Here is a 21473-nt window from a genome sequence, read left to right as displayed (position 1 = left end):
AACATGGCCATAGCAGGGAGGCTAGGCCATAAAAAATGGCGGCGACTATAAGCGCAATGCGTATAATCGCCGCCACACAATTCTGATAACAAATTTCATCATGACCATCTCCTCTCCCGCACTGCCAACATCCCCCTGGTTTATCCGCCTGCTCGATTCCATCGCTGAATTTACCGGCACCACTACCGCATGGCTGACCGGCATTATGGTTATTGTCACCGCGATTGTAGTGGGCTTGCGCCACGGCTTTGATATTGGCTCCATCGGCCTGCAGGAGTCGGTGACTTATATGCACGCGGCGGTATTTATGCTGGGCGCGGCCTACACCTTAAAAAACGATGGCCATGTGCGCGTGGACATACTGCATAAAAAAATGTCGCCGCGCGCCCGCGCCTGGGTGGAAGTCTTGGGCAGTTTATTGTTCACCTTGCCGGTGATGATATTTATCGGCTGGGGCAGTTTGGAATTTGTGCAGGAAAGTTGGCGAATTAACGAAGGCTCCACCGACTCAGGCGGTATCGGCGGCGTGTATTTATTAAAAACCCTATTGCCAGTCATGGCTGTGAGTGTGGGCTTACAAGCCATCGCTGAATTGCTGCGCAGTTTGTTGGTATTGATGAATATGGCTCCAACCAATGTGGACAAGATCGGGGAGCAACCAGCATGCTGATTGAATTAATTCCGCTGCTGATGTTTGCAGCTATTTGTGTGTTTTTAATGTTTGGCTACCCGGTTGCTTTTACCCTTGCCGGCGTTGCGCTGCTATTTGCCGGGCTGGGTATTGTGGGCGGCATATTTGATCCGAATTTATTAAAAAGTTTTCCCGCACGCCTTTACGGCATTATGAATAACTACACCTTGGTAGCCGTGCCGCTGTTTGTATTTATGGGCACGGTGTTGGAAAAATCCCGCCTCGCCGAAGACCTGCTGGAAAATATGGCCAAAGCCTGTGGCCGCTTGCCCGGTGGTTTGGGCATTTCAGTCGTTGTGGTGGGCGCGATGCTTGCCGCCAGCACCGGCATAGTCGGCGCGACGGTGGTGACTATGGGTTTGATGTCGCTGCCGCTCATGCTCAAACGCGGTTACGCACCGAGTTTTGCCTGCGGCACCATTTGCGCCACCGGCACCCTCGGGCAAATTATCCCGCCCTCCATCGCATTGGTATTACTCGGCGATGTGCTCTCCAGTGCCTATCAACAAGCACAACTAAAACTGGGCGTGTTCAACCCCAAAACTATTTCGGTAGGGGATTTATTTGTCGCCGCCATAGTGCCGGGCATGGTGCTGGTGGGGCTGTACATTCTTTATGTTTTTTTCACTGCGTGGTTACGCCCCACGATTATTCCGCGCGTGGTCATTGATGCGCAGGAAGAGAAAGTTTCCCTGTTGCGGGTGTTACTGAGTTTGCTGCCGGTATTGTTATTAATCGGTTTGGTATTGGGTTCGATTTTAATCGGCGCCGCCACCCCCACTGAAGCGGCCGGTGTGGGCGCACTGGGTGCCTGTTTACTGGCACTGGCGAAAAAACAATTGAGCTTCCAGCGCCTGCGCGAGGTATCGCAATCCACCATCAAAATCAGCGCAATGATTTTTATGATTCTCATTGGCGCGTCATTATTTTCATTGGTGTTTCGCGGTTTTGGCGGCGAAGAATTAGTGCACGGCTTTTTCAGCCAATTGCCCGGTGGCGTTTTTACCGCCGTGCTGCTGGTAATGTTGGTGATGTTTGTGCTCGGTTTTATTCTCGATTTTATTGAGATTATTTTTGTGGTGGTGCCAATTGTCGCACCGGTACTCCTTGCCATGGGGGTGGATCCTATCTGGCTCGGCATTATGATCGCCGTGAATTTGCAAACCTCCTTTCTCACACCTCCGTTTGGTTTTGCACTCTTTTATTTGCGCGGCGTGGCACCGGCAGCCATTCCCACCAGCCAAATTTATCGCGGGGTAATTCCCTTTATCGCCCTGCAATTGTTGCTGCTGTGTGTGATGGCACTCTGGCCGGGGTTAGTGACCTGGTTACCGGCGCAGTTGTAACACATTTTTTAACAACTCCCACCCGCGCGCTGTGCGACCATTTGCCACTTTATTTTGCACTGGCATTCTTTCTGGTTTAGTCGCAAATGTGGCTAAACAAGGATTTTTTTCATTACAAGGAGAACTACCATGTTAACGCTCATGCGTTTTAGCGCAGCACTTGTCGCACTCAGTTTAGCCGCCTGCGGTGGCGGTGGCAGCGACGACAAACCCAATCGCAGTTCCAGCTCACTGAGCAGTACACCCGCGAGTTCGGTCGCTAATTCATCAACAACGTCTCTCGCTGTTTCATCCAGCAGTGCCGTATCCGTATCCAGTTCACTCTTGAGTTCAAGCTCAACCAGTTCCTCGTCTGCCGTCGCCCTGAGCGTGAAAGTAAACGGGGCGATTAGCGGTTTTGACACCAATGGCAATAGCATTGAGTTGGATGCAGATCTGGTCAGCATTGAAATGCATTTATTGGATGCCGAAGACAATTCACTGACGCAGGCGACCCCCATCGCCAGCAGTTATAACTTGAGTGAACAATTGCGTTTTAATGCCGACCTTAGCGCAGCAGATGCCACCCGTTTAGCTGTCACTATTAATTATCCCGGTTACACCAGTTACGCGCGCCGGTTGGATGCAACTGAAGTCATTAACCTCGATGCCAAATTGCAAGCGGTGCCAGTGCAAACCATTGTGCCCGGCAATGCAACCACCGTTACCGGCATTGAACTGGCTGGTTTTAATGTACAAGTCAGCGGCGACGATGCGCAGCAGAGCAACAGTTTGCTGATTAATATTCCGCAGTCCTTATTGCCCGATGACACCAGCTCACTGGAAGTTGCGGTGCGCACCTTTGACCCCAATGATCCGGACGATGCGGAATTTTTCCCCGGCGCCTACGCTGATTCCGATGGCAATGAATTGGCCTCTGTCGGTTTTAATTTTGCCGATATCAAAACCAACAGCAATGAAACGCTGGCGGTAGCAATGCACAAAGCCCGGCAACAAAAATTAGCCAAGTTGGGCGGTGCGCAAAAAACCTTGGCCCAAGAGCCGGTGATGATTGAATACCAAATTCCCGCACAGAGCTGCAAATTACTCGAAAGCCTGGGTGATGCCGACAGCGCACGCGATGGTTTTCAGGTGCCGCTTTATACATACAATTCCAGCTCGGGTTTGTGGGACTCCATCGGCCACGGCACGGTATTTACCAGCAGCGGCCAACAAGTTGCAGCAACACAAAGTGTGTTTGAATGCGATACCACAAGTTTTTATTTGATTGCCCTCGTTGATAATTCCATCTTCCAACGGGAGTGGTGGAACCTGGATTACCCTCTCGCCTTTAGCCAACCCATTGATTACTGCGCGCAGATCCAAATAAAAAATCCCGAAGGGCAATCACTCGCGGGCATTAACGGTTTGGTGATGGACAATGACAGCGACTTTAATTTCGCCTCGACATTCTTCACCACCGATAGCGATGGCAAAGCGCACGTGCGTATTTCGCAATCCAGTATCAACCCCGACCTGCAAGCTGAGGTGATTTTTTTCAATCAGGATGAATTCAGTTACGTCAGTAAAACCATTACCCTTTCCAGCAATTGCGATGACACCGCGGTGCAAATACTGGAATTGGTTCGCCCACAATTGTGTGAGGTGAGCGGCAGCGTGTTCTATGAAAACGGAGCACCGGTAACACGGAATCTGGTATACGGTTCTACGCCATCAGGGACACCCAATGAAGAAATTATTTGGGGTTTTGATTTTGCCTACAGCGACGCGCAAGGTGCCTATCGCCTGAATTTACCCTGCGGCGGCGAATTTGAAATATTTAATTTCGCCTCATTGCTGGCGCAATCCGGTGAACCGGATAACGGTATGCAACTCACGCGCATTGACGGCAACCTCGATGCCGACGAGCAGAGTGACAACGGCCAGCAAGTGGTGATGAAAACGCTGGAAGTGGAATTCCACCAACCAATCGTCACCGGCACTTATAACCCCGCCACCGATGAATTGGCACTCATGGCCTACGGCGGATTTGATGCATTCCCCATGACCGGACAAGTCAGCGTAAAAAGTATTGATGGCACCATCACCCATCAAACCTTTAATGGCACCTTCACTGCCGATAGCAGCAGTGACGATGAGGAAATGCAGTTCTTCTTTGTGGGCGAGTTGAACCGCACGCTGAGCTTGCCAGCCACCAGCGACAGCGGCTACTTGTTGGAACTCACCCTGACCGATGCCTTTGGCAACACCTGGACGGCAGTGCCCGGTGTTATCGCCATCACGCCGTAACACCAACCGGCTTTGGGTTCAACCTGCACGGCTCCGGCACACACCGGGGCCGTTTTTTATTCAACCGCTATACTCACCCCATCTGTTTATCAATATCCGAGGATACAGGATGCAACCCGCCACCAACCCTACCGGCACACTCACCCTGCAAACCATCACCATGCCCGCCGATACCAACCCGTTTGGCGATATTTTTGGCGGCTGGGTGATGGCGCAGATGGATATCGCCGGCGCCATCCACGCTAATGAAATCTCCCATGGGCGGGTGGCCACAGTGGCAGTGGGCAGCATGGTATTTATGCGCCCGGTGCCAGTGGGCGCCATCATCAGTTGTTACACCAGCACCCTGCGCATCGGCAACACCTCCATCCGCGTCAAAGTGGAAGTCTGGATCAAGGATTTCCTCACCCACAACATACTGCAGGTCACCCAGGGCGAGTATGTTTATGTCGCCATTGACGAGCAGGGGCAAAAGCGACCAGTACTCAAAAGCACGTAAAAATCCGATTGAATCCCCCGAAATTTGAATCATAAAGAACGAAAAAACTGATCAAATGATCTTTTACAGTCTTTGCACAATTGCCTAAATTTTCCCTAACACTTTGATATAAAAACACTTTTAAGTGTAAAGCGGGATTTACACAGCACCATTGCCATAGTGTCGCACTTCGGGGCTAGACTAGGTGCTGCTGTAATTCGCAAGGCTTGCTGTTATCTTGAATAAAAGCACCGTCTAATAAAAGCACCGCCAGAGGCACCTATGCTCAAGGATTCTTCCGCCGGATACGGCCTGATTTCAATTGTTATCCACTGGCTCAGCGCACTGCTGATTTTGTTTTTATTTGGCCTGGGTATCTACATGACCGGGCTGGGTTATTACGACGACTGGTACCACAAAGGCCCGGCACTGCACATCAGCCTCGGCTTGATTGTGCTGCTGCTCATGCTGGCGCGCGTCACCTGGCGCCTGCTCAGCCACACCCCCGTCGCATTGGGCGATAAACCGGCGCAACTCATGGCCGCCAGGCTGGTCAAATGGGGCCTGTATCTGGCGATTTTTGTGGTGTTGATTAGCGGCTACCTCATCACCACGGCGGAAGGCAAACCCGCCAGTTTATTTGATTGGATTTACTTTCCTGCGCTTGCCGAACTCAGCGCCGACCAGGTCGACCTTGCCGGTGAACTGCATGAATACCTGGCCTGGGGAATAATCGCACTGGTGGTATTACACGTCGCCGGCGCGCTGGTACATCACTTTGTAGTACGCGACCGCACATTGGTGCGCATGCTCAAGCCGGTGAAAAAATAATTTTGCAACACTGTGTGACTAGATCATTAATTAACTATTGCTCGACAACCGTTTAACCCTAAAGGAGTTTTACTATGTTAAAAAAATCCCTGCTTGCCCTAGCCGTATCCAGCATTGGCGTTATGAGCCTGCCCGCTTTGGCAGACACCTATGAAATTGACGCCAAAGGCGCCCACGCCTCCATCAACTTTGCTGTTAAGCATTTAGGCTACAGCTGGTTGACTGGCCGCTTCGACACTTTCTCCGGCGAGTTCACCTACGACCCAGCCAAACCCGAAGCCAGCACTATCAATGTCACTATCGACACCACCAGTGTTAACTCCAACCACGCCGAGCGTGACAAACACCTGCGCAGCCCGGATTTCCTCAACGTGGAAAAATTCCCCAAAGCCACTTTTGTCAGCAAACAAATCAAAGTGGATGGCGATGACAAAGACGAATTCGACATCATCGGCGACCTGACCCTGAATGGTGTGACCAAAAGCATCACCATCGAAGTGGATAAAGTCGGCGAAGGTAAAGACCCATGGGGCGGCTACCGCGCCGGTTTTGAAGGCGAAACCGAAATCAACATGAAAGATTTCAATATCAAAATGGATTTAGGCCCAGCATCACAAACTGTGAAATTGGAATTGCATGTGGAAGGTATTAAAAAATAATTCGGCGCGAATTATTCTTCCTTGTGCGCTTAAACGCGCAATAAAAAAGAGGCCACTGCGGCCTCTTTTTTTATTGATGTGTTTTTTTCAGAAGACGTGCAGTTTATTGTTTAACCGCAACAATCGAACCTGCATCCAGGTCAATAGTAAACTGATACGTGCCAGCCTCTGCCGCCGATACCATCCATTTATTATCTGGTGCTCCGGCAACACGCAAATCAAAGGTGCCACTTGCGGTTGGCAGCGATGCATTTGCCCCTGGTGCATACAACCAATCGCCCATTTCCCAGGATGCAGTTTGCGAGGCAAATTTAAACTCACCCGCCGCCAAAACCACTGTCAGGCTAAATACTGCCGGATCGCTGGCATCGCGCTCAAAGGCGATGGCATTACCCAAATTCCAACCAATCGGTGTGGCGCTGCCAACAATATAAATAGCGGCCAGCGGTTTGCCGATAAAAATGGTTTTATCTTTTTGGTTGATAGTGATGCGATAGTCGCCCGCTTCCCCTTCGGGAATCACCCACTTGTTATCCATGCCGCCGGAAACAACAATTTCGTAATCCATACTGGTTAATGATTGTCCCTGACTCAGTGGATGAAGCCAATCGTAACCGGCATCCCAGGTGACCATTTGCTGGGTAGAAATTTTAAATTCACCCGCGGTTAATGGGCCTGACCAGCTAAAAACCGCCGGATTGTTTTCATCTACTGTCATAGCGCTGGCCATGCTGGTATCCCAACCACCGGGGGTTGCACTGCCAACCAGAGAGAGCTGTTCATAATAGGCTTTTACGTTCAAGGTAAAATGCGCAATAGTGGAACCGCCTGCGCTATCGGTAGCAACCACTTTGGCTGAATAGGTTTGGCCGCCGGCAAAATCATCCAGTGGCACTTCTACCACGGCATGATCGCCACTCAACTCACCTTCTGCCACTACCGCGTTATCCACACTCACGTAATAGGACTTCAAGGATTTATCGTCAAAAAACTCAATATTCATCGGTTTTAATTTTGACGCATCCAGACTGGAGCCATTTTCTACTGCACTGCCCGCAACCGAAAAATACGGGGCGCGATCCACCGGGTCAGTTTCTTTATAACCAAGCCCCGAGTCGCCACCACAGCTAACCAGCGACATCAGACTGCTGGCTGCAAGCAGCGCCAGCCACCAGGATTTTTTTGCACTCAAGTTTTTGCGCATCATTTTTTTCATGACTATAGGGTTCCAATTATTAGTAGTATTCATTGTTAAGCCTCGGGTGTAGACGTCGCGTTTAAAAACTAAAACGCGCACCCAATTCAAAACGGCGCGAGTACTGCTCGTAGTATTTAGTTGCGGCAAAGTCGCCGTAATAACGATGGTTGTATTCCTCCAGCAAGTTTTGCGCTTCCAGATAAATTTCAACATTGTCGTTAATGTCATAGGACAGACTTAAATCCAGCGATGCATAATCATTGTTCAACAATGGATTGCCCCACTTGCCACTGCGTGCACCGGCAACATAAGCATCGCGATAGGAATAACTCAGGCGTGCGCTGTAGGAATCCGTTTCATAAAAACCCATCAGGTTGTAGGTATTGGTAGATACACCGTCCAACTCGCCTTTAATGGTCACATCGCCGACCGTGGTATTAGAGGTTGAATCCGCCCAGGTATAGTTAAATTGCACACCAAAACCGTTATCAAATAATTGTTGCAGGGCGAGTTCCACACCCGTGAGCGTGGCGGTGTCGCCGTTGTATGGGCGGCCTGAACCAAACTCGACGTCCTCCGTAATTGGCGGCGCACCTTCTTCGGTTACGGTAATGTTGTACACCAGGGTTTCACCCGCCCAGAAAATAAAATTGCTGATATCTTTGTAATAACCGGCGACCGAAGCCGAGCTGCCGTTTTCACCGTACCACTCCAGTGAGAGGTCATAATTATTTGACTTGATGGGCTCCAACGCGGGGTTACCGCCAAAACTGACACGCGGTGTGCCGCTGTTAATTTCCCAATTTAAATCCGGGCCGAGCTGCGAAATAGTAGGGCGGGTAATGGTTTGCGAAGCAGAGGCGCGCAGTTTTAAATTATCTTGCAGATCGTAATTAATATTGATTGATGGCAAAAAGTTGTCGTAAGTATTTTCTTCACTGACCGCAATCGAATCGCCATACACACCTTGATAGTTGGAGCTGCCAGGAATTTTTTGCAGCTCTTTTAAATCCTGGATATGTCCATTGGACGTAGTATCAGTTTGTACCCAGCGCACACCGGCAATGGCATTCCACTGGTCACCACTCACATTCGCCTGCAAATAACCACCCGCAACCTGCTCTTCAATAACAGTGGATTCACGCTCGCGCAACTGCGGTGCAATTTGTGTTTCAAAACGCCCCTCTTGACCTTCAATGCGATCAAATGAACGCAACGCCGCAAATAATGCGTAGGGGTCTAATGCGGGCCAGTAACTGATACCCGTATCAAAACCGGCATCGTAATTCACTGCGTCAGGCAACACGGCCGTTATGCCCACCTGGCTCACACGGCGATCAAAACTGCTGCAATAGGAGCAGCCATTGGCGGTTTTATAAATGGCTTTATCTTTTTCGCGCGTGGAATAGGTCACACCAAATTCGAGTTTGGAATCCAACGCCATAAAATTAAAATCGTAATCGCCGTCAAAACGAAACGACACTGCTTCATCAATTACCTGCTCACCTTTTAATTCCATAAAGTGAACAGCAATATCCTCGTTGTTAATATCCCAACAGGCGCGGCCATCGGGAGTCATACAATCGAGCATAGGCACACCTTTGGCGGTGGTTTGCCACTCGTAGGCAACTTCATTTATGCCCGCGACGGTATACATATTGTCGCCTTTGTTCGGACGCTCAGCTTTGGAGTAAGCCAGGTCCATGGTTAATTCCAGCGCATCGGTCGCCTGGAAAATTGTGTTCCAACCGATCATGTAGGTATCGGTTTCGCGCTCCTGGGTATCATTGCCAATTTCAAGGTTGGCTTTGCCTGCACTAAAACCGGTGGCGATATAATCAATCGGCACACCATCATCTTCCGCCGGGGTGCTCCAGGGTTGTAAAGCGCTGTAGCTGAAATCACTCGCGGTGCCAAAGTTGATGTTGTAGGAATAAGAGCGCTCGGGAGTTTTGTAATTGGAATAGAAAAAATCGAGCGTGGTATCGATGCGCTCATCGGGTTTAAATTGCAGTGCACCCACTGCACCAATACGTTCGCGCTCACCAAATTTATGTTGCATGGTGATAATGTCCGGCGCCCAAGCATTAACCGCGTCATTGTTGCCATCGCCGTCAACATCTACATCCGCCGTACTAATCGCACGCTCGGTAAAGGACTCATAGGTATCGGCTTTCCAGTGGCGCTTGGAATAGGTCAAACCAAAACTGGCGCCGAGTGTATCGTCCATAAAACTGTTGGACACAATGCCGGAATATTGGCCGCTGAATTTTTCCGTACCATCATCATAAAGTTGGCCCGCGGATGCTTTGATGTGCAAGCCTGGATTATCCAGCGGTTTAAGCGTTTTTAAACTGATCAAACCGCCGATACTGCCTTCCTGTAGCGATGCCATGGAGGCTTTATAAATATCTGCACCGGAAATTGCCTCCGAGGGCATTACGTCAAAACTAAAATCGCGCCCGGAGTTATCCGTTGCCAAGGTTCTGCCGTTTAACAAGGTCATATTAAATTGGCTGCCCAAACCGCGCACCGATACAAAACGTCCCTCACCACCGCGATCCCGCGAAATTTGAATACCGGTAACACGCTGCAATGAGTCAGCGACATTCGCATCGGGAAATTTACCTATATCTTCAGCGGTAATTGAATCCACCACTACCGCAGAATTCTTTTTAAAATCGGCCGAGGTTTTTAAACTATTGCGGATGCCGTAAACCACCACATCTTCCAGTTCATCTATCTGGCTGTTGTTTACTTGGCTGTTGTTTACTTGACTGTTGCTTATTGGATTATTGTTGCTCTGTGCATAAACAGATGAACTCATCGCAGCGACAATCGCGGCACTGAGCAGTGTCATTGAAAAATAGGGGCGTGGGGGTAATACCTTGTTATGGGCCATTGGCTTATCTAACCTCGTTATTTGTTATGCATTTTGTTTTATGGACAGCAGCAAGCGCCGCACAAAAGCCACACCTGCTCCCGGCAGACTGGCTGTACCAATAGGACGGCAAACACCCGGAAATCCGCTCCCTCTCGCGGAAAAAATTATTGAAATTTAGGAAAGCGCTGCGCTATTTATTTTTTTATCCGCACGTGCAGGCAAGGGTAATAATGGAGAGGTTAATTAGCAGAAAAGAAAAATCAGGAAGTAACAACATTAAATCGAAAAACGTACACCCAAATAATAACGACGCCCGGTCTCCTCGTATTCGATCAGACGATTAGTAAATTCGGAATAGACAAACCGCGGCTCCGCCAGCAGGTTAATGCCCTCACAATAAATGGCCATAGTATCCGTGAGCTGATAACTCGCACTGAAGTCCACTTGCCGGTAATCATCCACTATTTCCGGGCGACTCGCCTGGCCTGTAGTCGCCTGTAAATAATCAGCGCGATGATTTAATGCAAGGCGTAGTGATAGACCGTATTTTTCATAGAGCGCAACCAGGTTGTAGGAATACTTGGATAGATTCTCCAAACCATAATCCGCGACCAATGAGCTGTTCCCTTGTGCGACATCACTATGGGTAAAGGTTTGATTGAGTTGGATTCCCATACCGTTTTGCCAGTGCTTTTGCAGTGAAAATTCACTGCCCACAACAATTGCCCGGTCATTATTAATGGGTTGGGTTACCTGAAAATCTTCGCCTAAAATTTTTTCTGTGGTAACCCGATTAGCAACAAACCCCTCAATGTCTTTGGCAAATATTGAAAAGGTCACTGCACTTTGTGGCGATATATACCATTCGCTGGAGATATCAAACTGGGTAGCCATAACCGGCTTTAAATAGGGGTTGCCCAAGCGACTCAGACGCTGCTCGCCATCGTTGACTTCATAAGTGGTTTCCATGCCCAGCTGTGCCAACGAGGGGCGCGCCAAGGTGCGCGCCAAGGCAAAACGAAGAACCGAATCAGCTGTCAGTTCAATGGCTAAATTGGCGGAGGGTAATAGCGCCTGGCTCGATGTTCTTACCTCTAGGGGTAAAATGATGTCGCTGCGGATCAATTCATAGTTATTACTATTCTCAATTAACTGTTTTTGAATCACCTCATTCACAGCACCGCTGGCGATGGTATCTGTATTTATCAAACGCATCCCCAGATTAGCGCGCCAGCCCAAGTGAGCATCAGAAGGTTCTTGATTGAAATTAAATTGGACAAATAATGCTCGAACATTTTCTTCTATCAAACTCGATCCTGTTGGATTGAAAAAAGCCCGCACATTATCGCTATAGCCTTGTTCGTATATTTGCCCTTCACCTGGGTTGATCAGGCGGCCCTCTGCGGCTTGCAACGCACTGAATACTTTATCCACATTTAATATTGGCCAGTGTCGCGGAATACTGCCCGATTGTGTTGCTAGAAAATCAGGAATAATAAAGTTATCGGTCGGGTTAAGACCCAGATCGCCAAAACTAAATGGGTGTTCGCAATAAGCACATCGATTTTTGGTGCTGTAGGAGCGGCGATCTTTAATTCGCTGTTGTAAATCGATGCCCGTATCGATTGAGGTTAACAGCTCACCCTGAATTAAATAATTTGCATCCAGCTCCAGTGAATATGAATCGTCGGTAATGTCATCACCCTTAGTCTCCATAAAACCGACTTGTAATTCATCGCCACGTAATTGTGAAATATCGCGCCCATCGCTGAGTGTAATTTTGACTTCGGGTACCGGCGTGCGCGCCCAGTATTCAATCCGGGCACCGGGAACACCTGCCACCCAAAATTGGGTATCTCCACCTTCTGGCCGGTTGGCCGATGAGTAACCAAGTGTGGTGCTGAGTGTTAAATCGTCGCGCGTGCGCCACTCGCCTTGCCAGCGAAACAATTCAGTTTGTACACGACGATTTTTTGGGTCAGCGGCAACCTCTACAAAATAATCATCAATGACAAAGTGGGTAACAGTTTTATTGTGATCAACCGTGACCGAGCCGGGGCGGAACGGATAATAAAAATTATTGGTTTGGTAACTGGCCTGCTCCGGTGTTTTAAAGTCTCCCACAAAAAAATCGAAACTGGATGAAAAATTCTCCGCTGGCCGATACTCAATTGTGCCAATAATACCTGTGCGGCGACGCTCGCCCCATTTGACCGGATAGGCGAGGAATCCCGGACGCTGGAATCCAGTTTCCGTACGTTCATTGATAGAGCCATCCTGATTTATATCAAATTCATCAAAACCAAATCCCAGGGATTGCGCCATATCGGAACGCCAGTTGCGTCGGGAATGGGAGAAGCCCAGCATTAGGCCCAGGCGCTCCTCCATAAAACTATTGCTATAAGCAGCGGATATTTTTTCGCCCCAGTCTCTGGATAATTCGTCATAGCCGCTGCCCAATGCCAAGGTGGCCAGTGTGTCACTGCCATCCAGCGGGCGCGGGGTGCGCATATCAATCGTTGCCCCTATTGCACCTTCATGCTGGCTGGCCATGGGCGATTTAATAACCTGGGCTTCAGCAATTAATTCCGCGGGGAAAACATCAAAACTGAATTCGCGGCCAATATTATCGGTAGCCAGTTCTATACCATTTAAAGTAACGCGATTAAATTGTTGGCCCATGCCACGCACGGTAATAAATTGCCCGTCACCGGCGCGGGCGCGGGTAATGGCAACACCGGTCATCCGCTGGAGCGATTCCACCACATTATTGTCTGGAAATTTTCCCAGGCTTTCGGAAGCGATAACATCGTTAACAAAGTTGCTGTGGCGTTTTTTTTGTAATGCATGTTGCAAACTCCAGCGCATGCCGGACACCCGCACTTCTTCAATGACGGGAGCACTGCCCAGTGGCGGGTTGTCGGGTCGGGCAGGGACAGCGGATTTTGTCACAATCATCACCGCATTATTGCCTAGCAATACAAAATCCAAACCGCTGTCGCGCAGGAGTTGGCTTAATGCCTGTGACACAGTCAATTGCCCGGCAATAGCAGGCGCGTGTAAATCGCGCAATAAAGGCGCGGAGCTGTAAATTGCAATGCCGGATTGTTGGGAAAATTGCAACAGCGCATCACCCAGTGATTGCGCTGGCAATAAAAAATGAATGGTTGTCGCTAGCGAATTAGCCGTAGCATTATCATCAACCGCATGAGTGGTTTGTGCAATTTGTGCAACTAAAAATGGCGACGCGCTGCAGCCTAATGCACTGCAAAAAATTGCCGTTAATAACCGCCGCGCCCGGTTTTTATCGCGCCAACAAACCATTATGCATGCCTCGGCTCTTGTTCAATCACATCAGCACAAACACCGCCCGGGGAAAGGGCGGTGCCTGATTTACAGAGTATAGCCAGAGAAATTGACATTCCCCGAGCTGATGATTAATCGCCAATGCGCGTCAATTTAAACGCAGCAATAGTGGCGCGATTTACCGGCCCCGCCAAACCACCGCTGCCCACATAGGTTTGATTAGAGGCGAGGTAACTCATGTTAAAAAAGTCATGTACGCTGAATGCATATTCTCCCGCATCCAAACGCAATTGCAGCGCCGTTGAACTGCGCAGAGGGTATTGCCCGGCGCGATCCTCCACGTTGGGCATTTGAATCACACCACTCACCACGGCGTCACCGCGAGCATTAACAACTACTAGCTGTTTCACGGCATTAGTCACACCCGAATCAATCGTGTGCTGGCGATTGTTATAAATAATCTGCAGCGCATAGATACCGGGTTTTTCCACCACAATATTATTGACACGCAAGGTGTCTTGCGGTTTGCCCCAATCGCGCAGGGTGGGTTCGGCATAGTAAGCATCGGCCGCAGTAACCGCCATATTGGCCTGCACACGTTTATCCGTCACTGCAATTAACTGGCTCGCCTGCTGCTCATAACACACCGGTGCGGAGTGGTGTGAGCGATGGCTGGAATCCACAAACACAGCTTCCACGGTAAAACACTGACGCACGCTGAGGTCTGCAGGGCTGTTGTCGTTCCAGCTATGGGCGGCAATATGGTTGCCGACCAATTCGCCATTGCGATAAATGTTGTACACCGCTGGCAGGTCCGCGCTGTGGTGATTAAAACGCAGCGAAAATTTTCCCTGCACCACATCCACCAGCACCTGCTCCGGCGCCTGGGGTGAAAATACCAACGGCGAATTATGGCTGAGTGGATCAACCACCGGCGCCATGGTGATGCCCTGGTCATTAGTCGTTAGCGGCGCAAAACTCACTTCAATCAGGTTGCTGTCATAGTTTAACTGCTGCGCTGCAATTTCACCGCTGACCGGTTTGCCATTGAGCGTGACGCTGGCCACCGGGTAATAACCTTCACCATTGGTCGCCTCTGGCAAATGTAATTCGATGGCGAGTGATTTACCTTGATAAATAAAATTCTCCAACCGCGCGCGGTTGCCATCACCCAAAAGTTGCCGCGCACTGGCGGTGAGGAAGGGTTCAATCACAAAACCATTTTCGCGCCCATGAAAACCAAAAAAGGTTTCACTCACCATATTTAAGTAGGCGCCAATCGACCAGAGCTGGCGGCGCGAATTAATTGCCGGGCCATCGTCAAACCAGGGCTTGGCGGTGAGCCATTCCAAATTTTCCATGTTGGATAAATTCAATGCGGTGCCACGCACCAGCGAATGAATGGCATTGTCGGCCGCGCGATAATTATTAACCGCTGCCGCCGCGCGCAGTGAGTAGGCTGTGACAAATGGCCAGAGCGCGCGATTGTGGTAAACATAAACCTCGGGTTGATGTGGGTAATAAACCGGCACACCAAAGGGTGCATGGGGGTAATTTGCCATCACCTGCTGCGCCTGCTCTGCACTCGCAACACCGTGCAAAATAGCCAGGGCATTGCCCAACATATCAAATTTATGCGCGGGCACCTGTGCTTCCGCCGCAGCGGTCACACTGGCAAATAAACCTTTTTCTGCAACCCAGAATTTTTTGTTGATCTGCTGTTGTAGCGCCGCTGCCCACTCGGTGTATTTTTGTGCGTTGACGGCATCGCCCTTGGCCTGCGCCAACCGCGCCGCCAAGCGGAGTGCTTGATAGTGTGCAACATTGGTAGACAGCGCTTTGGTGGCTGACATTTGTGCGAGGTTATCGACAATCCAGGGCGCGTAGGTTTGGGTGCGCCAATCCAAATAGGATTGCTCGCCACCGTAAAGCCCCTGCTGCAAATCAAAACTAGCGAGGCGGTCTGCCTCCACTGTGCCAATTAAAGCGCGATAGGCCAGCGTTTCAAATTCATTGCGCGCCGTGCCGTGCAAACTGTTCAATAAAGTTTCTGCTGCAATCGCCCAGGTCACACGATCAGTGCTCACTGGCCAACTGCCGCCCGAACCTGTGTCCTGAATTATTTGCAGCGAATTGTTTGGCAGTGAACCGGGCATGGTTGCACCCGCACGAAATGCACTGGTTTTAAATTCCATAGAATTTTTTACCCGATGCGGATCAAAATACGCGAGCGATAAATCGGCGGCGTAAGCTAAATCCCGCGTCCACACATAATTCCATTTTTCACCCGTTTCAAAACACTCGCAGGGAATGGCCTTACCATCGTTGTAGCTACCGTCTTTAATAGCGCTGACACTCGCCTGCTGTAAATCATCCATCGACAATGCAAATAGACTATCAAATACCACACTGCCGGATACCACACGGGGTTTATTCGCTTGCTCCGTTACCACGCGTTTTTGTGGTTTATCATCGCGCTGGGGCTGGGAACTAAAGAGGGTAAATTCCCGCTGCGCCGCCGTAGTCGCCGACACTTTTAGCCTATGCGCCTGAGCACCCGCTTCCAGCGTATAAGCGGGGTAAGTGACTTGCTGGCTTTGCACCTGCGCAATTGCCAGCGAGCGCGGTGCAGATTCATTATTACAGCCAGCCAGTAAACTACCCAGCCCCACTGCACAGCCAAGCAGCGCCAGGGATTTTGTTTTTTTCATAACAACCTCTTTGTTTTTGTATTTTAATTTACCATTGCCTTGTACCAGTGCCCGCGCGCGGACACTGGTAATTATTTCCGGCTAGAGTTTATAAATATAATAATTGCCAGTGTCGGGATTAAAACGAATGGTATAGTCACCCGCATGGTTAATCGTAAAACTCAGATTGGCTAAACCGCCGGTGCTCTGTGTCGCCTGGCCTTGCAACCCGCTCGTATTACCCCAATCAATCGCCGACCAATTATTGCTATTGGCAAATTTTAATTGATGGCTGCCGGCAGATAAGGGCAGAGTGATATTAAAATTACCCTGTTGAAAATTCATGGGCACTAGCGACCAATTGGTAAAATCACCGGCCAACCAGATATTGCTGTAACTGCTGGACATATCCGCACTTACCCAGGCGTTCCAGTGATTCCACAGGACGGGGTCAACATTAAGCTTACCCAGCTGGTGCGATTCCCAGTTATTGGCGGCACGGGAAATATATTCACCCGCCACTTTAAAATTCTCCAATTTTATCCCGCGGCTATCAATTAACTCATTGCCAATCGACACTGGAGTGTTGGCGCTATTGGTCATCGGAAAAAATTCACTGACTGTGCCAGTGGCATCCAGCTCATTCCAGCCATCAATACTCACATTGTTAAAATGAATATTTTCGGTATTGGCCATAGCGTAAATACGAATACCACAATTCGTTTTACCCTCCACGATAAAATTATTGAAGCTGATATTTTTAATGGTTTTAGTAGTGTCACCCAACTCCATGGAATCACTTGCCCAATGGCGCGAGGCATTAAATACACAGGTATTGTATTTTTTGTCATTCCAGCCCATGCGGTTGTGAATCACATAGGTATCGGTGACCGACACATTTTCAAAACTGCGCGGCTTCCAACCCCACTGAATAACCGGGCCATTTTCACCTTTCCAAATCACTGTGTTATCTATATCCAAATTGGAGTGATAGAGTTTGATCACATCGTCATTGGCGTGAAAGAAACTGTTTTTCATATAACTGTTGCTATACAACTCCATACCGTCAGTTTGCCAATACCAGCTGCCCACTTGTTTATAATTTTTGACGCGCATGGAAAAGGCTTCAAGATCTGTCTCTTCGCTATTGCCAGGTTTGGGGTAAACCACAAACGAATGATAGGGTGGCTCGTTTAAGGTAACGCCACGCATATACAAATATTGCTGCTCACCCGATGCTTCAAACTGCAACAGTTTGACGCAGCTGCCATGGCAATTCGACTTATGTTGTGGGCGACGCACATAACCAACTTCAGTATCAGCATCCGCCTCATATACATATTTTTCACCGGAGATAACCCCATAGCCGGTAACTTTATATTCCTCTTGCACACTGTCGGTAAATTGAAAGGCCCCTTTTATGTAAGCACCGGGAGCCAGATGTAACCACTTCACCCGTGCTGGTAGTTTTGCATGGTAGTCCCAGCGCATGTAATAGATGCCGGGTGGGAAATAAATGATATCGGCCGCCACCTCATTTAAATTCACAATTTCACCCGGCGGGTGTTCATAGACCACGCCATCAGTTTGCGCCGCGCTCAGGTCGGGCAGTAGATAATCCGGCAGGGCAATGGGCTCGGCAAAAATCAATAACGCATTTTTAGGCTCGGTATGTACTTCATAATTGCCCGCCGCCACTGTGGTCAATTTCCCGCTGTCACCTTGGGTTTTATCGTTATAAGCGGTATACAGTTGGTGATTAAACTCCACCGAAAAACGTCGCCCATTACTGCTGTATGGCACTTTGATACGAATGGTGTCAGCATCCACTTTTTCTTTGACAAAATTTAAAATTGTTGGACGAATAGTGACATCACTCACCGATGAAAATGTCTCACCATTGCGCAGAGATACTTCAACCCATACATCCTCGCCAAATAAAAAACTTGACCAACTCATGCTGAGATCAGCTTGATCGGCAAACTCGGCACCGTCAACTCCGTAGTCACCATCCGCATCGCTGTAGAGCCATTTGTCGCGGCCGCTGCGCGGGATTGACATATAGGTAAAGGAGTCAAAATAATTTTCCGGGTCGGCTACACGGCTCACCCGCACCTCATAAAAGCTGGAGGCGCGTACCTTGTTATCGGCAACCGGACCGGTGGCATTGATTTCGTAATTATTGCCGTGCACCCAGGTTTTAAGCCCGGCAGTATCTGCCGTAAGACCGGCAGACGAGGGTAATGCAAATAGCAGGCTAGCGGAAAATGCCATTAACATTTTTATGGTTTTTTTGAATAACTTGTTTTTATTACTCGCGCTTGCTGGACACATAGAAAACTCCACATTATTAATATTATTCAGTAGGAGGCAGCCGACAGATAAATTGATCACACTAACAAGCTGCACTTATAACAAGTCGCCCGCCCGTTTTTTAACAGCAAAAAACAAGAAAAAATCATCAGGAAAATCAACACAACAACATCAACATTTACCACAATAAAAAACAGACAGGTGCCGAAACACCTGCCTGCAAAGCGGATCACAGGGGCGTAATGGAGTAAGTAAAATTGTAGGGATCAAAGCGGATTAAATAGTTGCCCGCGGTGGTAATGGTAAAACTCACATTGTCACCACCACCCGTGGTCAGGCTTGCAGTGCCAGTTAAACCCGTGGCATTACCCCAATCGTCACCACTCCAGTTATCGGTGTTGGTGAATTTTAATTGTTGTTCGCCAGCGGGAATGTCGGTTGTCAATTCGTAGACACTGTCTTGCGCATTCCAACTCATCGGCAATTGGCTGGGGCTCCAGGCTTTCCAACTGGCACCAATCCAGCGATTGCCCGGCCCCATGGCTGGATCAACCACATTAATCACGGCGCTAAAACTACTGGGACAAAATTCGCTATCGCCCGCCTGGGTAATACGCACTATAGCTTCACCCCCCGTCGCAGCAGCGGTAATGGTCGCGCCGGTTGCAGTGGGCGCTATAGACGCTGCGCCGCTAATCGCATACTCCAACGGCAGCGCCGCGCTGCTTGTGGCAGTAATATCCAGAGTTTGATTAATAGTTAAATCGGTAAACTCGCTGGTGGTAATGGTTTGGCCAGTACAGGCCGCATCAATCGTGGCAACCGCGCTCCAACTAGTATTCAGCGTCGCATCAAAATCGATACGGCCAATATTATCTTTACTCCAATTGTCACTACTGTTGGCGGTTTTAATTATCGGCTGGCCGGCCACGGTGTAATTCACAATATTAATACCGTTGCCCGGAGTAATATTCACTTTTGTGCCTGCACTATTACCCATGGCTTGCAGCAAACTGTACTGAGAATAATTGGGCAATTCATTCCAGCGCTCAATGTCCAGGTTATGAATATTAATGCCTTCAAAATTGGATAGCGGATAAAAACGCATCGCACAATTCACCATGCCTTCAACCCGAATATTTTCAAACATCAGATTGCGCACGTATTTGCTCAGGTCCGCCGTTTTATCCCAGGTATCGCCACTGGCGATCCAATTGTTCGCGGAGTTAATCACGCAAGTATTGTGTTTTTGATCTTTCCAATACATGCGGTTGTGAATCACATCGATATTTTTTGCCGTGATATTACTCATGTGGCGCGGCCACCAACCGAATTGAATAACGGGGCCGTTTTCGTTTTTCCATACCACCACATTATCAACCTCTACATTGGAATGATAAAACTTTAAAACGTCGTCATTCGCATGGAAAAATCCGTTGTTAAATTCGCTACCGGTATAAAATTCCAAACCATCGGTCTGCCAGAACCAACTGCCCACCTGCTGGTATTCACTGACATTCATGGCAAACGTGTCTTCATTGCCGTAAACCACAAATGAATGGTAGGGCGGTTCATTAATGGTAATGCCCTGCACGCGCAACTGCTGTTGGCGACTGGCCGATTCAAAGCGCAACATTTTTACGCAGGTTTCATGGCAGTTATTGCTGCTGTCCAAACGGTGCTGGTAATTATTATTGATGTCGGCTTCGTAAACATATTGCTCGCCCGATAGCACACCGTAACCGGTGACTTTGTAATTTTCCTGGGCATTGCGAAATTGAAATGAACCCTTAACGTAAGCGCCCGGCGCCAGATAAATCCAGCGGGTATTGTTGGGTAGGAATGCGTGCTTGTTGGCGCCCATGTGATAAATACCGGGCTTAAAATAAATTATATCGGCATTCAAACTGGCCGCATCCACTAGCCCCTGCGCCGGGTATTGAATATTGCCGCTCTCCGGTACCAATTCCGCGCGAGTCTCGGCAGTGTAGTTGGGCTGGGCAAAAATCAGCAGCGCATTTTTGGGTTCGCGATGAATGGCATAACCGCTGTCATTTAAACTCAGGTTGCCGGTATCACCAGAGCGATCGTTGTAACTGGTAAATTGTTGGCTTTCAAATTCCACCGAAAATCGATAACCCTCAGCGCGGTAAGGCACTTTAATCCGCAGGGTATTGTTATCAACCAATTGTTTTTCAAAATTGAGTGAAGTGGGGCGAATAATAATTTCATCCAGATTATTAATGCTGGCGCCATCTTTTAAATCCACCTCTACCCAGACATCACCCGTGTATAAAAACGACGACCAACTCATGGAGAGATTAGCGATGTCGGCAAACTCAGCGCCATCGGCATGGGTGTAACCTGCCTTGCTGCGACCACTGCGCGGAATACTCATATACACAAAGGCATTTTTTAGCGCGGTGGGCGCCGCCACAGTGGCGACACGCACATCGTAAAGGCCGGAGCGGCGAACTTTGTTATCCGCTACCGCGCTGCTGTCATTTATTTCATATTCGTCGTGCCACCAGGTATGCAGGTCGGCAGCTATCACATCGGCATCGCTGGATGTTTGCGCCGCAGAAGAAGAGGAGGCAATAACGAGCGATGAACTAACACTGCTAGTGACACTGGAAACTGAGCTAAGAGCTACGCTGGATGGAGCAACTGACGATGGGTTGGTGCTACCACCGCCGCCACACGCCGTTAAATTAAACAGGACAACAAGGGATACGGACAATACAAACAGACTGGATTGTCTATTAGAGACAAGAAATTTCATAACACT

12 protein-coding genes are annotated in these 21473 nt (G+C 49.1%); 6 read left to right on the top strand and 6 right to left on the bottom strand.

Annotated features, from left to right (window positions below; genetic code table 11):
* Positions 1–100 precede the first annotated feature (100 nt).
* The 6 genes from D0B88_RS04665 (at position 101) to D0B88_RS04640 (ending at position 6294) form a co-directional block, all read left to right on the top strand.
* Positions 101–670, top strand: a complete 570-nt coding sequence (locus D0B88_RS04665) for a TRAP transporter small permease subunit (protein ID WP_151055510.1) — start codon at positions 101–103, stop codon at positions 668–670.
* On the top strand, positions 664–2037 hold the full coding sequence (locus D0B88_RS04660; RefSeq protein ID WP_151055508.1) for a TRAP transporter large permease subunit: 1374 nt from the start codon (positions 664–666) through the stop codon (positions 2035–2037). Before D0B88_RS04665 ends, D0B88_RS04660 begins: the two co-directional genes overlap by 7 nt.
* A gap of 129 nt (positions 2038–2166) precedes the next feature.
* Positions 2167–4326 (top strand): hypothetical protein, encoded by a 2160-nt coding sequence (locus tag D0B88_RS04655; RefSeq protein ID WP_151055506.1) that lies wholly within the window; start codon positions 2167–2169, stop codon positions 4324–4326.
* Between the two features lie 109 nt (positions 4327–4435).
* Positions 4436–4825, top strand: coding sequence for an acyl-CoA thioesterase (locus D0B88_RS04650; RefSeq protein WP_007638773.1), 390 nt, complete (start codon positions 4436–4438; stop codon positions 4823–4825).
* A gap of 261 nt (positions 4826–5086) precedes the next feature.
* Positions 5087–5635, top strand: a complete 549-nt coding sequence (locus D0B88_RS04645; protein WP_151055504.1) for a cytochrome b — start codon at positions 5087–5089, stop codon at positions 5633–5635.
* Positions 5636–5709: 74 nt separating this feature from the next.
* Entirely contained in the window at positions 5710–6294 is a 585-nt protein-coding gene (locus D0B88_RS04640; RefSeq protein WP_007638776.1) for a YceI family protein, read from the top strand.
* 103 nt (positions 6295–6397) lie between these two features.
* Here D0B88_RS04640 and D0B88_RS04635 read toward each other — a convergent pair whose 3' ends face one another.
* From D0B88_RS04635 to D0B88_RS04610, 6 genes are all read right to left on the bottom strand, one after another.
* The gene (locus D0B88_RS04635; RefSeq protein ID WP_151055503.1) at positions 6398–7543 is read right to left on the bottom strand and encodes a SusF/SusE family outer membrane protein; all 1146 of its coding nucleotides are present in this window, start codon (positions 7541–7543) and stop codon (positions 6398–6400) included.
* Positions 7544–7571: 28 nt separating this feature from the next.
* The gene (locus D0B88_RS04630; RefSeq protein WP_151055501.1) at positions 7572–10394 is read right to left on the bottom strand and encodes a TonB-dependent receptor; all 2823 of its coding nucleotides are present in this window, start codon (positions 10392–10394) and stop codon (positions 7572–7574) included.
* Between the two features lie 258 nt (positions 10395–10652).
* On the bottom strand, positions 10653–13700 hold the full coding sequence (locus tag D0B88_RS04625) for a TonB-dependent receptor (RefSeq protein ID WP_151055499.1): 3048 nt from the start codon (positions 13698–13700) through the stop codon (positions 10653–10655).
* Positions 13701–13813: 113 nt separating this feature from the next.
* Positions 13814–16393 carry an esterase gene (locus tag D0B88_RS04620; protein ID WP_151055497.1) on the bottom strand — a complete coding sequence of 860 codons (2580 nt, stop codon included), beginning with the start codon at positions 16391–16393 and terminating at the stop codon, positions 13814–13816.
* Positions 16394–16474: 81 nt separating this feature from the next.
* The gene (locus tag D0B88_RS04615; protein ID WP_225318534.1) at positions 16475–18706 is read right to left on the bottom strand and encodes a family 49 glycosyl hydrolase; all 2232 of its coding nucleotides are present in this window, start codon (positions 18704–18706) and stop codon (positions 16475–16477) included.
* 208 nt (positions 18707–18914) lie between these two features.
* Complete coding sequence (locus D0B88_RS04610; RefSeq protein WP_191966523.1) at positions 18915–21467, bottom strand: family 49 glycosyl hydrolase; 2553 nt, start codon at positions 21465–21467, stop codon at positions 18915–18917.
* Between the last annotated feature and the right edge of the window lie 6 nt (positions 21468–21473).

The organism is Cellvibrio sp. KY-YJ-3 (genome assembly GCF_008806955.1).
GTDB lineage: Bacteria > Pseudomonadota > Gammaproteobacteria > Pseudomonadales > Cellvibrionaceae > Cellvibrio.
Note: the sequence above shows the minus strand (reverse complement) of the source record. Positions and strands in the feature narration are given on the sequence as shown.

Coding starts and splice junctions, on each gene's coding strand:
- D0B88_RS04625 (WP_151055499.1), bottom strand. CDS start 13,700: ATGGTTTGTTGGCGCGATAAAAACCGGGCGCGGCGGTTATTAACGGCA.
- D0B88_RS04660 (WP_151055508.1), top strand. CDS start 664: ATGCTGATTGAATTAATTCCGCTGCTGATGTTTGCAGCTATTTGTGTG.
- D0B88_RS04640 (WP_007638776.1), top strand. CDS start 5,710: ATGTTAAAAAAATCCCTGCTTGCCCTAGCCGTATCCAGCATTGGCGTT.
- D0B88_RS04645 (WP_151055504.1), top strand. CDS start 5,087: ATGCTCAAGGATTCTTCCGCCGGATACGGCCTGATTTCAATTGTTATC.
- D0B88_RS04610 (WP_191966523.1), bottom strand. CDS start 21,467: ATGAAATTTCTTGTCTCTAATAGACAATCCAGTCTGTTTGTATTGTCC.
- D0B88_RS04615 (WP_225318534.1), bottom strand. CDS start 18,706: ATGTGTCCAGCAAGCGCGAGTAATAAAAACAAGTTATTCAAAAAAACC.
- D0B88_RS04630 (WP_151055501.1), bottom strand. CDS start 10,394: ATGGCCCATAACAAGGTATTACCCCCACGCCCCTATTTTTCAATGACA.
- D0B88_RS04620 (WP_151055497.1), bottom strand. CDS start 16,393: ATGAAAAAAACAAAATCCCTGGCGCTGCTTGGCTGTGCAGTGGGGCTG.
- D0B88_RS04665 (WP_151055510.1), top strand. CDS start 101: ATGACCATCTCCTCTCCCGCACTGCCAACATCCCCCTGGTTTATCCGC.
- D0B88_RS04635 (WP_151055503.1), bottom strand. CDS start 7,543: ATGAATACTACTAATAATTGGAACCCTATAGTCATGAAAAAAATGATG.
- D0B88_RS04650 (WP_007638773.1), top strand. CDS start 4,436: ATGCAACCCGCCACCAACCCTACCGGCACACTCACCCTGCAAACCATC.
- D0B88_RS04655 (WP_151055506.1), top strand. CDS start 2,167: ATGTTAACGCTCATGCGTTTTAGCGCAGCACTTGTCGCACTCAGTTTA.